Origin of the sequence: Desulfotomaculum sp. OF05-3, assembly GCF_003435535.1 — a bacterium.
GTDB classification, from domain to species: domain Bacteria; phylum Bacillota; class Clostridia; order Lachnospirales; family Lachnospiraceae; genus Pilosibacter; species Pilosibacter fragilis.
In genome coordinates, this window is record NZ_QWGO01000001.1 from 11,966 (window position 1) to 28,481 (window position 16,516).

Consider the following 16,516-nt stretch of genomic DNA (forward strand, 5'->3'; position numbering starts at 1 on the left):
AAGAGTGAATTTACAAAAGTTTCCTTCGGAAGGTCTTTCAGCCGGTGAACCTTCTCTCTGTCATACCGGAATTTCCTTGTACTGTCTCTGTCATTGCGTTTTACACATTGACGATGGTAGCACAATCCGTAATATTTGTCAAGTGGCGGGCAGTCTGTCGGGATGGATCCATGTTTTAACCGTTACTGTTTACGCCTTGCGCAAACAGTAACTGATTTTGCCGATGCTTCGCATTCCAAATCGGCAAAATCCACTACCACCACTGTACTGTACGGAATTTTCAGTTCAGAAAATTCCTACCCGTGTACAGTAACTTTTAACCTTCCTTATTAATTTTCCGTTTATATCTGTGAATTTATTTCGAAACATTGCCCGCATTTCTTGACACAATTCCCGTTTTATGGCATTATCACCTTGTGGCAGCAAATTATCTGCATATTATCTTTTATTTCATCCATTCGCATTCGCAATATGCAGGTCTTTTCGAGACAACACCTGTCAAAAAGGAGGAATTTCTATGGATTTTCTGACACTGACCATCGGTAAACAGAAAAACATCGCTCTGATCGCCCATGACAGTAAGAAGCATGAGATGATCGAATGGTGCGAGGCAAATAAAGAGATCTTAAAGGGACATTTCCTGTGCGGCACAGGAACTACCGCGAGAATGATCACCGAAGCCACCGGTCTCCCGGTAAAGGGCTATAACAGCGGTCCTCTCGGCGGTGACCAGCAGATCGGCGCGAAGATCGTGGAGGGGCGCATCGACTTCGTTGTTTTCTTCTCCGATCCCCTGACTGCCCAGCCCCACGATCCGGACGTGAAGGCGCTTCTTCGTATCGCCCAGGTCTACGACATCCCGATCGCAAACAATAAGGCAACGGCAGATTTCATGATCTCCTCCCCGCTTGTGAACGAGACATATGACCACCGGGTCATTAATTTCCATGAGGCGATCGCGGACAGGGCGAAGACGCTGTAAGATTATTGATTTCAACCAGGCGGCACAGATATCAGAAAAAGCAGAAAAACATTCAATGTGGATGTTCTTCTGCTTTTCTTGCTTGCCAGTATTTAAATATACACAGATCTAAGAAATAATTCTATATTTGTAACTGTTCAGTACCTTCACAGTTACATGCAAAAATCCATTCCAAATCGGCTACGCCGATGGGATTTTTGCCTTTTAGCCTAGGTTTTCTTACGGTCAGCGCAGCAAGTGCGCAGACCTACTGAACAGTTACCTATATTTTTCTTATTTTTAAACCTCTAAACCATCAAGTGAGCTCTCCGCTGTTGATCACTGCTTCCAGTTCTTTCAGCCGGCTCTCCCCGTACACTTTCAGTCCATACCCGGCAAGCAGGGCCGCAGTCTTTCCCATTCCCTCGCGGAGTTTATGGGAAAAGGTTCCGTCATAGATGCCGTTTGAGCCGCATGACGGGCTTCTTTCTTTTAAAATCGCGATGGTGCAGTCATATTTTTTCGCCTCCCGGAGCGCGAAGTCGGCGCCGAGGAGGAATTCTGCCGTGACGTCCTCGCCTTCCGTGTTCATGACCGCCTCGTCCGGCATATGGATCTCGGAGGCTGCCCGCGGGGTCGGAAGTCCGCCCGCCTGTTCCGGGCAGACCAGATGGAACTTTGCCTTTCCTTCCATTTTTTTCATAAAATCGAGCACATCCTGATTGCGGTTGTTCGAGCCGTCCCACTTGCAGTTTTCGCCGATGAGACAGGCACTGATCAATATCTGAAGCATAATTCTCCCTCTTTCAATGCACGCCGGACAGAGTTCCAGGCTCCTGCATCAACACATTCTGTTGCTCAAATGGCAGGAATCATCACACAGGTTTCTTATTTCTCTCAATCCGGCTGTATGATAAAAGCAGGATCGTCCCACACTTTTTCATGCGGAAGCGGTCCTGCTTTCTTTCTATCTTTTCATAAGATCACGCTGCGTCTTCGTGATCCTATCTTCGTAGGTTTCCGCGCAGATGGTGATCAATGATTACATCTGGCTCTTCTTGCTGATCATTGCTCTCTTTCTGAGGGTCGGATCAAGGATCTTCTTTCTGATACGAAGGCTTGTCGGTGTGATCTCAAGAAGCTCGTCCGTATCGATGAAATCCAGACACTGCTCCAGGCTCATAATCTTCGGCGGAACAAGCTTTAATGCCTCGTCGGCGCTGGAGGAACGTGTATTTGTTAACTTCTTTGTCTTGCAGACGTTGATCTCGATATCCTCCGCCTTCGGGCTCTGTCCGACGATCATACCGGAGTAAACCTTTACGCCCGGTCCGATGAACAGGGTACCTCTCTCCTGGGCGTTGAACAGACCATAGGTGATGGACTCACCGGCCTCGAACGCGATCAGGGAGCCTGTCTTTCTGTAGCTTAACTCACCCTTGAACGGAGCGTATCCGTCAAAGCTTGTGTTCAGGATACCGTTACCCTTTGTATCTGTCATGAACTCACCGCGGTAACCGATGAGACCTCTGGACGGGATGGAGAACTCAAGTCTTGTGTAACCGCCGTTTGTCGGACTCATCCCCTGAAGTTCACCCTTTCTGCTTGTAAGCTTCTGGATGACAGCTCCGGTAAACTCATCCGGAACATCAACGTAAGCGAGCTCCATCGGCTCTAACTTTCTGTTTCTCTCGTCGTATTTGTAGATAACCTCTGCCTTGCTGACAGCGAACTCAAAGCCCTCACGGCGCATGTTCTCGATCAGGACGGACAGATGAAGCTCACCACGGCCGGATACCTTGAAGCAGTCTGCGGACTCTGTCTCTTCTACACGAAGGCTGACATCCGTGTTTAACTCACGGAACAGACGGTCGCGGAGGTGACGGGAAGTAATGAACTTACCTTCCTGACCTGCCAGCGGACTGTCATTTACCATGAAGTTCATGGAGATCGTCGGCTCGGAGATCTTCTGGAACGGAATCGCCTCCGGCTTCTCCGGGGAGCAGAGGGTATCACCGATATGGATATCCGGGATACCGGAGATCGCTACGATCTCACCGATGGTCGCGTTCTGTACTTCGACTCTCTTTAAGCCATCGAATACATAGAGCTTACCGATCTTAACCTTCTTCATCTTATCCGGATCATGATGGTTTACGATCACGCAGTCCTGATTTAACTTTAAGGAACCGCTGTCGATCTTACCGATACCGATACGGCCTACGAACTCGTTGTAGTCGATGGTGCTGATAAGGACCTGGGTCTCAGCCTCCGGATCACCTTCCGGCTCCGGGATATAGTTGATAATGGTCTCGAATAACGGGCTCATATCCACTTCAGGATCATCTAATTCTTTCTTTGCGAAGCCTGCACGGGCAGACGCGTAAACGAACGGGCAGTCAAGCTGCTCATCAGATGCGTCGAGATCCATGAATAATTCAAGAGTCTCGTCGATCACTGCTTCCGGTCTTGCCTCCGGGCGGTCGATCTTATTGATGCAGACGATAACTCTTAAGTCAAGGTCAAGTGCTTTCTGGAGAACGAACTTCGTCTGCGGCATCGGTCCCTCGAATGCGTCGACAACAAGGACAACACCGTCTACCATCTTAAGGACACGCTCAACCTCGCCGCCAAAGTCCGCATGACCTGGGGTGTCGATGATGTTGATCTTCACACCCTTGTAGAATACGGCTGTATTCTTGGAGAGGATGGTGATTCCTCTTTCTCTCTCGATGTCATTGGAGTCCATGACACGCTCTTCTACTTCCTGGTTTGCACGGAATACGCCGCTCTGCTTTAATAACTGGTCTACCAGGGTCGTTTTACCATGGTCAACGTGGGCGATGATCGCAATATTTCTGATATCTTCGCGTTTGATCTTCATAATCAATCCTCTTTCTTCATCTATAACTGTCCTCTCACCGATCATTTCCCGACCCGTTTTGCACAGTCATCTTACATTGTATACACTACATTTCCTAATTTTTGCATTACCGACTCAAAATTATAGCATTCATGAAATCAAAATGCAATATATAATCTTTCAAAATTCGGGGCAGATCTGCCTTTTCTGTGTGTTTTTTTCTGTCCAATCGGCAGTTAGTTTTCTCTCACCCATTCGAAATGTCAGAACCCCCGTTTATACTGGCTTGCTGCGGCATTCAAGGATCAGCCTGATATCCCCTTCAAGACATAACTTCTGTATGTGCAGACTGATGCCCCGGCCGGCAGTTAAAACAGAATCACTTCCTTATTAAGTGTGCCGTACCACACCTCATCGCCCTTCCCGATCTTCGCGCCGCCGCTGGTCCCCTCGGTGATCTTCTTTTCCAGGCCATCGTACTCTGCCACCGGGACGAGAACGGAAAACTCCACCTTATCCGTGTACACGCTGTCTAACACCGTCATGTTTTCCTGTCCCAAAATGTACTGGATCTTTCCGACACCTGTGTAGTCCGTCACGATCTTCATCTCAAAGGCGCGCTTCTTCTCGACGATCTCGGAAGCCGCAAGTCCCTCCTTCACAGCGCCGGAATAAGCCCGCACAAGACCGCCTGTTCCAAGCAGGGTCCCGCCGAAATATCTCGTCACGACGACACAGACGTTGTGGACATCCTCGCCTAAAAGCACGTCAAGCATCGGCCGTCCCGCCGTCTGGGCCGGTTCCCCGTCATCGCTGCATCTTGTGAGCTCGTGGTTCATGCCGATGGTAAAGGCCTGGCAGTTGTGGCGGGCGTCCCAGTATTTCTTTTTGATCTCGGCGATAAACGCCGCTGCCTCCTCCTCGGACTCCACCGATTTCAGGTTCGCGATAAAGCGGGATTTCTTCACTTCGATCTCCGCTGTGCCGCCTTTGTATAAAATTTTCACGCTGTCAAGAGCCATATCTTCTCTCCTTCATATCCCGTCCAAACCTGCTGTCCGTCCCGTATATTTTTCCGTTATTTCCGGTTTCCGGGCAGAACCGGACAGGCAACCCTCATAATTCCGCATTGCGGAAAGATATCCCTGTCATTCATATTTTTGTCATGTCTTTGACGATTCCGACCACAAAATGTAATTTTTCCTTCATATTTTCCCACTTTGCGGTCAAAAATATCATAATACAAACCAAACTTTTCCACAATAACTATTTATAAATGAATGAAACTTTGCTATAATTAGGGAATGATAAAGGAGGCATCCTGAATGAATTATGGAAAAAACGAGGTGGAAAAGACACTCCGCAAGACAAATTCCAGATCACAGAAGATCACCTCACATCTGGTGCTTCTTCTCACAAAGATCATCCTGATCCTGGTTCTGTTTGCAGCGGTGCTTGGAATCAGCTTCGGCTACGGAATCTTCAAGGGCGTTATCGACGCGGCCCCGGAGATCGATGTAGCGAGCATCGAGCCAAGCGGTTATGCCACCATGGTCTATGACAGTAAGGGAAACCTCACGGAAACGCTCGTAAAATCAGGAGCAAACCGTCTTGAGGCATCCTACGAGGAACTTCCCCAGTGCCTGATCGACGCCTTCGTCGCGATCGAGGATTCCAGGTTCTGGTCCCACAAAGGCGTTGATGTCCGTTCCATGGTCCGTGCGGCCGTCGGAATCATTACCGGTGACTCCAGTGCCGGCGGCGGAAGTACCCTGACCCAGCAGCTCATTAAAAACAATATCTTTGAAGGCGGCAATGAGGATACCTTCGGGGAGAAGCTTGAGCGAAAGATCCAGGAGCAGTATCTGGCGATCCAGTTAGAGAAGATCATGGATAAAAAAATCATCCTCAAAAACTACTTAAACACCATCAACCTCGGAAACAACACTCTGGGCGTAAAGGCGGCGGCTCTCCGTTACTTTGATAAGGATGTTTCGGACCTTACACTCTCCGAAGTGACCGTCATCGCCGGAATCACCCAGAACCCGTCGAGATTCAACCCGCTCTCCGAGAACGGAAGAAAACGCAACGAAGAAAAGCGCCGCGTGATCCTCCAGTACATGTACGAGCAGGGAAAGATCACGAAGGAAGAGCAGGAGGAGGCTCTTGCCGATGACGTTTACTCCCGGATCAAAAATGTGGATATCGTCACAAAAGAGACCCAGACGCCGTACTCCTACTTTACCGACGAGCTGATCGATCAGGTATTAAAAGCCCTGCAGGACAAGAAAGGCTACACGGAGACGCAGGCCTACAATCTCCTCTTCTCCGGCGGTCTTGAGATCCACACCACCCAGGATCCGGATATCCAGTCCGTGGTGGATGAAGAGATCAGCAGACCGGAAAACTACGACGTTGTCTACTACTCGATCGACTACCGTCTGTCGATCCAGCATGCCGACCAGACAACGACGAACTATTCCGATGAAACATTAAAAACATATTTCCGCAAGGAACTCGGTGAGACAAACTTCGACGGTCTCTTCTCCTCAAAGGAGAAGGCGGATGAGGCCATCGCGAAATACAAGGCTGCAGTGACAAAAGACGGGGATACGGTTCTCGGCGAATCTGTCCACTATGTACTTCAGCCTCAGGCGTCCTTCGTCCTCATCGACCAGTCCAGCGGCTATGTGAAGGCGCTCAGCGGCGGCCGCGGCCAGAAAGAGGTCAGCCGTTCCTTAAACCGTGCCACAAACACCCTGCGCCAGCCTGGTTCCACCTTCAAGGTCATCACATCCTTCGCCCCGGCGATCGATACCTGCGGCGCTACCCTGGGAAGTGTCTACTACGACGGCCCGTACACCATGGGCACAAAGACGTTCCGGAACTGGTACAGCAGCAAGGGCTACATGGGCTACAGCACGATCCGTGACGGTATCGTCTACTCCATGAACATTGTTGCCGTCCGCTGCATGATCGAGACTGTGACACCGCAGCTCGGCGTGGAATACGCGAGAAACTTAGGGATCACTTCCTTAACAGATACGGACTACAACGCTTCCACCGCTCTCGGCGGTATCACAAAGGGCGTTTCAAACCTGGAGCTCACCAATGCCTTTGCGGCCATCGCAAACGGCGGTATCTACACGAAACCGGTGTTCTTCACCCAGATCCTGGACCACAACGGAAAAGTGCTTCTGGAAAATGCGCCGGAGACAAAGCGTGTACTTAAGGACTCCACCGCATTCCTTCTCACGGACGCGATGTCCCAGTCCATGGAAAGCAGCCGCATGTTCGCGTCCTCCGGAGTCAGCTTGAACTCCACAAGTGCCGTGGCAAATATTCCGGGAATGTCCAACGCCGGTAAGTCCGGTACCACAACAAACAATAACGATATCTGGTTTGTCGGATTTACCCCGTACTACACGGCGGGAATCTGGTCCGGATGTGACGATAACCAGAAGATCTCAGCCATCGGAAGCAGTACTTCCTACCACAAGAAGATCTGGAAAGCGATCATGACAAAGATCCATGAGGGGCTTGCGGACACCGGTTTCCCGGTTCCGTCCTCCGTCACAACTGCCCAGATCTGCCGGAAATCCGGAAAGCTTGCGATCCCCGGTGTCTGCGAGAATGATCCAAGAGGAAACGCCGTTTACACCGAGTACTTCGCAAAGGGAACTGTTCCAACAGAGGTCTGCGACCATCATGTACAGCTGACCGTGTGCAGCGAGTCCGGCGGACTTGCAACGGAATACTGCCCGGAGAAGAATACAAGGACCTTCATGGTGATTCCGGACGGCGAATCCGGCGGAACAGATGATTCTAAGTACCGTTCTCCGGGAACCTGCACGATCCACAGCTCGACCTCCGTTGTTCTTCCGAGCGAAGAAGACACTGAGAACTTGGGTTCCACAAAGGACGAGACTGTTCCGGAAACCGTTCCGGAGACCACAAAAGCAGCGCCGAAATCGCCGCTTGACCAGGTATATATTCCTGTGGGACCTGGATATAACTAATCCTAAGTAAAGCAATACGCCGGATAGATTGAGTTCTATCTGGCGTATTGTTATAGAATTTTAGTAACTGTTCAGTAGGTCTGCGCACTTGCTGCGCTGACCGTAAGAAAACCTAGGCTAAAAGGCAAAAATCCCATCGGCGTAGCCGATTTGGAATGGATTTTTGCATGTAACTGTGAAGGTACTGAACAGTTACGAATTTTATAAGATTCCGGACACTGCCTGCGGCGAATTTATAGTCGATAAAATTCTCTGTTGATTCGCAAATAGTAATAAGCTGCAAAGCACCGCTCAGAAAGTTATACTGCTGAAAAATCCCCCAGCTTTAATACCGGGGGACTCTCTCTATTTACATCATGGCTTTTGTAAATACGACCTTTATTCCGCTTTTCTTTTCTTCATCTCTTCGATCATCACCGGAAGGATCTTTGTGACATCCCCGACGATTCCCGCATCTGCCACATCAAAGATGGACGCATCCTCATCCTTGTTGATGGCTACGATATAACCGGAACCGATCATGCCGGATACATGCTGGGTGGCACCGGAGATTCCGCATGCGATGTAGAGCTTCGGAGCGACGATCTTGCCGGACTGCCCGACCTGGTGGGCTCTGGATACCCAGCCTTCCTCGATTGCGGGTCTGGTGGCTCCCACAACGCCTCCCATGACCTCCGCGAGCTCTTCCACAAGGGCAAAGTTCTCCTTGCTGCCCATTCCTCTTCCGCCGGATACGATGATCTGTGCTTCCTCGAGGTTTACGGTCTCTGCGATCTCTTTTACTGTCTCAACGACCTTTGTGCGGACTGTGTCTGCGGAGGCGTCCTCAGCGATGACTTCGCCGGTTCTGCTCTCGTCTAAATTTTTTGCGAAGGAACCGGAACGTACGGTCGCAACATGCGGAAGGTTCTCTCCCATCTTCATGTCATTCAGTACATTTCCGTTGTAAGAAAGGGATGTGTAAACGCCGTCTGCAGTGATCCCTGTCACATCTGTCACACAGCCGGACTCAAAGACTGCGGAGACTGCCGGGGCGATCATCTTTCCCTCCGGGGTTCCTGCCATATAGACTGCCTTCGGCTGATATTTCTCCGCAAGTTTTACGAGGATCTGTGCCTTCTCCTCAGCCGGAAGTCCTTCCTCACCTGCCACGAGGACCTTGGAAGCTCCTGCTGTGATCACGGTCTTTGTATCAGTGTCCTTTCCAAATACAACAGCGATCACTTCCTCGCCGTTTGCCTTTGCAAGCTCTGCGGCCTTGCTGACTGTCTCAAGTGCTGCACCGACCGGTGCACCGTCTGCGCTCTGGGCGTAGACCATGATATTCTTTCCATCTGTATATTTCATCGTCTCAATTTCCTTCCATGCTTAATTCCGGCTGACATTCACGTTTTGTGCGGGCCAAAGCCGGTTCTGCCGATCCAGCATTCATCAGATTGCTTTTGCTTCGCTCATCATGGCGAGCGCCTGGCTTACCGCCTCCGCCGGATCTTCTGCCTTGATCTTCACACCTGCGGCTCTCTTTGCCGGTGCGTAGACCCTGAGGACCTCGACCTGTGCAGCTCCTGCCTCTTCTGCGGCGAGCTCCTCGATCGGTTTCTTTCTCGCTGCCATCTTGCTCTTGATCGTCGGATAGCGCGGGTCATACTCCGGCTTATTGACAGCCACAACGCACGGAAGCCCTGACTCGATCATGCAGTAACCTTCCTCCGTCTCCTGCTTTACTGTCACTTTTCCCTCTCCTGCTGTGATATCAACGACATCTGCTGTTACCGGAGCGGAAAGCTCCTTCGCCAGGATCGTTCCCACCTGTCCGGAAGCGAAATCTGTGGTCTCTTTGCCGCAGAACACGATGTCAAATTTCTTTCCTGTCCTCTCCTCGATGGCTTCCTTCGCAGCCTTCAGTTCCTTTGCGATGATCTCCGGATCAGCGCTCTGGTAAGCGTCATTTGCCGCAAGGTACGCGTAGTCAGCGCCCACTGCCAGGCAGTTCTTTAAGGAGTTCTTAACGCTCTCATCGCCGATGGAAAGAACGGTCACCTCTCCTCCTGCCGCCTCTTTTAAGCGGACTGCCATCTCCAGCGCATATGTATCAAATGCGTTTACTACCGGTGTCACACCGTCAAGAGCCGGTGCCCCTGTCTTCGGATCCAGGGAGATCTCAACGGAATCGTCCGGAACCTGTTTTACACATACTAAAATTTCCATGTCTTCCTCCAAAATTCGTCCGGTTCCGGCAGAACCAGTTCTTCACGGATACTGCCGGACCGGTGTAATATCTCGAAATTTTGCGGCTTTCACAGCCGTTTCTCCGCCATTCATTTGCCTTTACGCGCAAATTGCTTTTACTTTCCTATCACGTTGTTTGCCACAACAATTCTCTGTACCTCATTGGTTCCCTCAAAGATCTGGAAGATCTTCGCATCTCTAAGAAGCTTCTCGACCGGGTACTCTCTGCTGTAGCCGTAACCGCCGAACATCTGGATCGCCTCAGAAGCAACCTCCATTGCGATATCGGACGCATAGCATTTCGCGATAGCGGATTCCTTCGTGTACGGAAGTCCCATATCCATCTTTGTTAAAGCATGGGCAACCATCTGACGGGCCGTCTCTGTCTTGATCTCCATGTCGGCTACCTTGAACTGTAATGCCTGGTTCTTGATGATCGGTTTGCCGAACTGGATCCTCTCCTTGCCGTATGCGACTGCCTCGTTGATGCCTCTCTGGGCGATACCTGTGGCAACGCAGCCCATCCATGCGCGGGCCTGGTCGAGAGTCTTCATGGCGATTCCGAAGCCCTTTCCTTCCTCTCCGATGAGGTTCGCTGCCGGAATTCTGCAGTCCTCGAATACAACGTCACAGGTATTGGAGGTACGGATACCCATCTTGTTCTCCTCATGTCCTGTGGAGAGACCCGGAGTTCCGGCATCTACCAGGAACATGGAGATTCCCTTTACCCCTTTGGATTTATCGGTCATGGCTGTCACGCAGTAGAAGGAAGCAACACCGCCGTTCGTGATGAAGCATTTTCTGCCGTTTAATACATACTCATCTCCGTCTTTCACCGCTGTGGTCTTGCCTGCGCTGGCATCGGAGCCTGCGCCCGGCTCTGTCAGACAGAATGCACCGAAGCCTCCGTCGAGGATCAGATCGCAGACATGCTGCTTCTGCTCGTCGCTGCCCGCGATGAGAACCGGCTTCATGCCGAGACCGCTGGCGGAGATCGTTGTGGCGAAGCCTGCGTCCGCGATTGCCATCTGCTCGATAAGGGCAGCTACATCCACACGGGAAAGGCCCGGGCCGCCGAACTCTTCCGGAACCTCGAGAGCCTGATAGCCCTGCTCGACCGCTTTATCATAAATTGCCTTCGGCCATTCGCCGGAAACATCGTATTCCTTGCACTGCTCTGCAACTTCTTTGTCACAGAAATTTTTAACGTCCTGCAGGAGATCCTGCGCCTCTTCAGAAATTAAGTATGCCATAATGAAATTCCTTTGCTGCTATGTCTTCTGCGGCCGCCCTGGAAAATATGCGGGCTTGCCGGACAGCAGCTTTCCTTTCTTTTTTATTTGCGCCGGCCGGTTCACGGGGGAGATTGCCGGCCGGCAGACAGTGTCAATAAATATATTGGTGTACGGCAGCCGTCTCACGGGGAGGAAAAGGACTGCTGCCGGGGCTAAACAGAATACTTTACGCCTCTTCCTTCGGATCATAGCAGATCTTGCCCGGGTTTAAGATCATCTTCGGGTCGAAGGTCTCCTTGATGCCGCGCATCAGGCGCATGTTCACCGGACCTGCGAACTCTGCAAGATAGCCTTTCTTTCCAAAGCCGATTCCGTGCTCACCGGAGATCAGACCGCCCAGCTCTGCTGCCTTCCTGTAGATGTCTGCCATGAACTCGGAAACCTGTTTCTTGAATGTCTCCTCATCCATGTCGTTCGCGCATGTATAGATATGTAAGTTTCCATCGCCTGCATGTCCGAAGCTCTTGACCTCGAAGTCATATTTCTCGGACGCTCCCTTGACGTATGTCAGATATTTCGCGATCTGGTTGACCGGAACGACGACGTCGCACTCATCGAGAAGCTTTGTCTCCGCCTCGATGGCCTCAAGGAAGGAGCTTCTCGCTGCCCATGCGTCTTTCTTCTTCGCCGGGGTATCAGCAACGAGAACATCCACAGCGCCCGCGTCGAGAACAACCTCAGCCGCCTGCTCTGTGAGTTCCTCCAGCTGTTCCATGTTGTCGCCGTCGAATGTCACAAGAAGGTAAGCGCCGATGTCAACACCCTCGACCTGCTTCGGGAATACGCTCTTTCCAAGGTAGCGCTCGGAAGCGAGAACGATCTCTTTCTCCATGAATTCCAGTGCCTGCGGCTGGAAGTGGTTCATGAAGAATTTCGGAACCGTCGCAATACAGTCTTCCAGGTTCTCATACGGGATGATCAGGCTGATGGTCTCTTTCGGTGCCGGGATGAGCTTTAAGGTGAGCTCTGTGATGATACCTAAGGTTCCCTCGGAACCGATCATTAAGTTTAACAGGCTGTAGCCGGTGCTTGTTTTTGAGACGGTAGCGCCCAGCTTTACGATCTCACCGGTCGGAAGGACAACGGTCATGGCGCGCACATAATCTCTTGTGCATCCATATTTGACGGCGCGCATGCCGCCTGCGTTCGTGGAAACATTTCCGCCGAGAGTCGCAAACTTTTCACCCGGATCCGGCGGATATAAGAGACCCTGCTTCTGTGCATCCTCAGCGAGGTCATTTAACAGAACGCCCGGCTCCACGCGGACTACGAAGTTCTCGAGATCATAGCCAAGGATCTTATTCATCTTGCTCATGTCGATCATGACCCCGCCATCTACAGCTACTGCCGCGCCGGTAAGACCGGTTCCTGCTCCTCTCGGGATCACCGGGAGGGAGTTCTCATAACAGACCTTCACGATAGCCGCGATGTCCTCTGTGGTTGTCGCCTCGATCACGACCTCCGGCGCGCCCTTTCCGTAGATCGGCATCTCGTCGTGGAAATAGTCACTGTTGATCTCTTCGCCTGCGTATACTTTTCCCGGAACGATCGCTTTGAACTGTTCCAGGATCTCAGGCGTTACCTCATTATACTTCTTTGCCATGTTTGCTTTCTCCTCTTCTCATATATTGCCGCCACCCATATGACACATGTGCGGTTTTGTGTAATGCAATTGATTCTCTTTTATATTGGTAGTACCAATTATGATATATTTTAAACACCATGCACATTTGTTTGTTTATTGCGCACAATGTTGATTGTTTTCTCTTTATTGGTAGAACCAATTCGTTCTAAAAAATAACTGCTATCAATAAGCAGTGTATTTTTTCCAATACAAGGATATCGCTGTCCCGGATTTTTGTCAAGACTTTTTGTTTTTCTTTGCGCAAATTTCGCACAGATTGTCTGATTTTTGTCAGGATTGTTAGAATTATATCATAGTCATGGTTCCCGCTCTTTTCCCTGACTCTCAAAGCACTGGCTTATCGGAATAATCAGTCGGAACTCTGCCATAATTTTTATAAGTACTGGTAAATATAGTGGAAATGCAGCTTCAGTCCCTCTCTCGCCTTCTCGATATTTCCCTCCGCGAAACCTTCTGCCAGTGTCCTGTGGGCGCGGCTTAAGAACTGCTCGCTGTGCATGCCCTCGATGATCTTTCCACGCATCTTCGGGATATACTCGTCCATGATCTTGTTGAGGGCCTTATAGTTTGCCAGCATACAGAAGTTTCCGGATGCCTCGATGAGAAGGTAGTGGATCGCCTTATCCCAGCGGACACGCTCCTCCTCCGTCTCCGCCCGCTCTAAATTGTCGAGATAGGACATCATCTTCTGGCGCTGCTCCTCCGTCGCCTGTTTCACCCCTGTCTCAATGGCCCCCCACTCCAGGGTAGAACGGAATTCCGTGATCTTATCCACGTCGATCTTCTTTAAAATATACATGAACGACAACATCTCCGCCAGAATCTCGTCAAAATTTCCGGAGACATAGTTTCCCGCACCTTGCTGGCTCTCCAGAACTCCCATGTTTTCCAGGATCCGGAGTCCCTCTCTCGCGGAATTCCGGCTGATCTCCAGCTTCTGGGCAAGTTCCCGCTCCGGGAGAAGCTTCTCACCCGCCTGGATCTCCCCGCTTCCGATTCCATGTTTTACATATTCAATGACTTTCTCGTAGGATTTCTCCATTTTTGATTCAGCAGTCCTTTCTTTTAACCAGAACTCCTGTACTTTCTACCCTGTTAGACTAATACACCGTTCAAACAGATCCAGCATCTCTCAGCAGACCGTACATTCATTCAAATAGAAAAGCACAGCCGCTGCCCCTTGAAACAGAGCTGACGTTCCATCTCCGCATCCATAACAAACTGCAGTCCGGCTGTGTTCTTAAATGTCTTTTTTGTGCGGAATCTTTTCCATAAGATTCCTGCTATTCTTCCATCGCCTTTTTGATCGCCTCAAAGAGCTCATCATACGTCTCGAACGCTGTGATTTCCGGATGATCTTTCTTGATCTGCTCCGTGCTGCGGAACAGGAATCCCGCCTTGCTCGCCTCTATCATTCCGAGATCATTGTAGCTGTCCCCGCTGGCGATCGTCTCAAAGCCGATGGACTGAAGTGCCTTCACCGTCGTATACTTGGACTTCTCGATCCGCATCTTAAATCCCGTGATCTCCCCGTCCGGAGCGACCTTCAGGGAATTGCAGAAGATCGTCGGCCAGCCAAGCTTCTTCATCAGGGGCTTCGCAAACTGCGTAAACGTATCACTGATAATGATGACCTGTCCAAGCTCACGAAGCTTATCCAGGAACTCCTTCGCGCCCGGAAGCGGATCGATCTTCTCGATGGTCTCCTGAATCTCCTTCAGCCCCAGTCCATGTTCCTTCAGGATCCCGATTCTCCAGCGCATCAGCTTATCATAATCCGGCTCGTCCCTCGTCGTCCTCTTAAGCTCCGGGATCCCGCTGGCCTCCGCAAACGCGATCCAGATCTCCGGCACTAAAACTCCCTCTAAGTCAAGGCATGTGATATACATAGCTGTTTTCTCCTCATTCCCGTGCTTTATTGTCATAATGAAAATATTATAACATTATCATCTAGAAAAATCTATAACCGCTTTACCCGCCCATAAAAATATGCTGCCCGCTGAATCTCCCAGCCAGACAGCATATCATTAAATTTATAGTCTTTTCAAAAAAATATTCCCGCCGATTATTTCGCCGTCTCTCCCTTTAAATACTCATACATCACCCGCGCCCCATCACAGATACTCGTAATCTCCGCATGCTCCGACGGATTGTGTGACACACCGCCCCGGCACGGAATAAATACCATACCGGAATCACAAATCTCCGCAAAAGACATGGCATCATGACCCGCACCGCTCGGCATTCTCCGGCTGGAGATTCCAAGCCGCTTCGCCGCCTGCTCCAGACCGTCTTCCACTGACTCACTCATACTGATCGGAGGAATGCTGTTGATTTTCTCCGCCACATACTCAACGCCGCGCTTCTTGCAGCTCTCCCGCACCGCGGCCTTAAACGCCCGCTCCATACGGTCCAGACTGTCCTGATCAATGCCACGCATGTCCACACCAAGCTCCACCCGTCCCGGGATGACATTCAGAACATTCGGATGGTTCTGAACCACGCCCACCGTCGCCACCGACTCGTACGCAGATTCCCACTTTCCGATCTTCTCCATCTCCAGAATGATCTCCGCAGCCGCACAGAGCGCGTCACTCCTCATATCCATCGGCGTAGCGCCAGAATGCTCCGCCATACCACGAAGATACACCCGATACCTCACTGGTCCCGCGATCGTCCCGACAATACCGACCTGCGTCTTACATTCCTCAAGCACCTTTCCCTGCTCAATATGTAACTCCAGATATCTCCGAAGTCCCGATATCTTCTTCGGATGAAGCGTCAACCCCCGGTGCTCAAAAATACTCTCCAAAGACTCCCCGTCCTTCGACATCAGATGTCCGATATCCTGCTTATAGACCTCATGTGTAATCAGTCCACTACCGATCGTACAGCACCCAAAATTACTGGACTCCTCACACCGGAACGCCCCGACCCGAAGCGGGATCCTGATTCCATCCTCCTTCGCCCAGCGCATCACCATAAGCCCGGCCATCACGCCAGCCACACCATCATACCGTCCACCCTCGATCACAGAATCCAGATGCGACCCGATCAGCGTATACCCGTCCTCGTCTGTATTCGTCACATAAGTATTCCCAACCTCGTCCGTAATCACAGAAGCCCCGAGCTCCCTTCCAAGCCCCTTAAAGACCTCATGCATCGCGTCCTCCGTTTCCGAATACCCCAGCCGCGTCACGCCGCCCTGCGACGTACTTCCGATATCATAAAAACTCTGAAATAACCTTTCACAATACTGAACATCCTCGATCCGACGCTCCATAACAAGTACCTCCTGAGTTCCCCTAAGTATTTTCTGATCTATCTCATCTTCATTGCATATTTACTTTATCTCTATTTCGCAACAAGAAATAATTCTGACAATACCATTATAATCCATAAGAACTCAGAATTATATGTTCTCCCAGCCAAAGTGAAACGCGCCTTTTTGTACGTACGGACAAAAACATTCTCCCTGGCATGCCAGTACACAGCGGGGGTGAG

General features: G+C 50.7%; 12 protein-coding genes and 1 other annotated feature (1 of these 13 only partly in view). Of the genes, 2 read left to right on the top strand and 10 right to left on the bottom strand.

Annotated elements, in window-relative coordinates; genetic code table 11:
- Positions 1-103: a binding site (T-box leader), on the bottom strand; it reaches 125 nt to the left of the window's first position.
- Between the two features lie 414 nt (positions 104-517).
- Positions 518-982, top strand: a complete 465-nt coding sequence (locus DXA87_RS00070) for a methylglyoxal synthase (protein ID WP_117502931.1) — start codon at positions 518-520, stop codon at positions 980-982.
- A 295-nt stretch (positions 983-1,277) separates the two neighbouring features.
- Here the strand turns inward: DXA87_RS00070 and DXA87_RS00075 are convergent, their stop codons facing one another.
- From DXA87_RS00075 to DXA87_RS00085, 3 genes are all read right to left on the bottom strand, one after another.
- On the bottom strand, positions 1,278-1,754 hold the full coding sequence (locus tag DXA87_RS00075) for a DUF523 domain-containing protein (protein WP_117484053.1): 477 nt from the start codon (positions 1,752-1,754) through the stop codon (positions 1,278-1,280).
- 249 nt (positions 1,755-2,003) lie between these two features.
- Positions 2,004-3,845 (bottom strand): translational GTPase TypA, encoded by a 1,842-nt coding sequence (typA, locus tag DXA87_RS00080; protein ID WP_117484052.1) that lies wholly within the window; start codon positions 3,843-3,845, stop codon positions 2,004-2,006.
- 347 nt (positions 3,846-4,192) lie between these two features.
- Positions 4,193-4,846, bottom strand: coding sequence for a YigZ family protein (locus DXA87_RS00085; protein WP_117484051.1), 654 nt, complete (start codon positions 4,844-4,846; stop codon positions 4,193-4,195).
- 303 nt (positions 4,847-5,149) lie between these two features.
- On the opposite strand from DXA87_RS00085, the gene DXA87_RS00090 reads away from it, so the two are divergent.
- Positions 5,150-7,843: a transglycosylase domain-containing protein gene (locus tag DXA87_RS00090; protein ID WP_117502932.1), complete on the top strand. Its 2,694-nt coding sequence runs from the start codon at positions 5,150-5,152 to the stop codon at positions 7,841-7,843.
- Between the two features lie 378 nt (positions 7,844-8,221).
- On the opposite strand, the gene DXA87_RS00095 is transcribed toward DXA87_RS00090, so the two are convergent.
- The 7 genes from DXA87_RS00095 to DXA87_RS00125 form a co-directional block, all read right to left on the bottom strand.
- Complete coding sequence (locus DXA87_RS00095) at positions 8,222-9,190, bottom strand: electron transfer flavoprotein subunit alpha/FixB family protein (RefSeq protein ID WP_117502933.1); 969 nt, start codon at positions 9,188-9,190, stop codon at positions 8,222-8,224.
- Positions 9,191-9,274: 84 nt separating this feature from the next.
- Complete coding sequence (locus DXA87_RS00100) at positions 9,275-10,051, bottom strand: electron transfer flavoprotein subunit beta/FixA family protein (RefSeq protein ID WP_117502934.1); 777 nt, start codon at positions 10,049-10,051, stop codon at positions 9,275-9,277.
- A 137-nt stretch (positions 10,052-10,188) separates the two neighbouring features.
- Positions 10,189-11,325 (bottom strand): acyl-CoA dehydrogenase family protein, encoded by a 1,137-nt coding sequence (locus tag DXA87_RS00105; RefSeq protein WP_015554780.1) that lies wholly within the window; start codon positions 11,323-11,325, stop codon positions 10,189-10,191.
- 208 nt (positions 11,326-11,533) lie between these two features.
- Positions 11,534-12,970, bottom strand: a complete 1,437-nt coding sequence (locus DXA87_RS00110) for an FAD-binding oxidoreductase (protein ID WP_117484046.1) — start codon at positions 12,968-12,970, stop codon at positions 11,534-11,536.
- A gap of 415 nt (positions 12,971-13,385) precedes the next feature.
- A complete protein-coding gene (locus tag DXA87_RS00115; protein ID WP_117484045.1) occupies positions 13,386-14,054 on the bottom strand; it encodes a GntR family transcriptional regulator in 669 nt (222 codons plus the stop codon).
- 241 nt (positions 14,055-14,295) lie between these two features.
- On the bottom strand, positions 14,296-14,901 hold the full coding sequence (thrH, locus tag DXA87_RS00120; RefSeq protein WP_117484044.1) for a bifunctional phosphoserine phosphatase/homoserine phosphotransferase ThrH: 606 nt from the start codon (positions 14,899-14,901) through the stop codon (positions 14,296-14,298).
- A 176-nt stretch (positions 14,902-15,077) separates the two neighbouring features.
- The gene (locus DXA87_RS00125) at positions 15,078-16,295 is read right to left on the bottom strand and encodes a hydantoinase/carbamoylase family amidase (protein ID WP_117484043.1); all 1,218 of its coding nucleotides are present in this window, start codon (positions 16,293-16,295) and stop codon (positions 15,078-15,080) included.
- Positions 16,296-16,516: the final 221 nt, after the last annotated feature.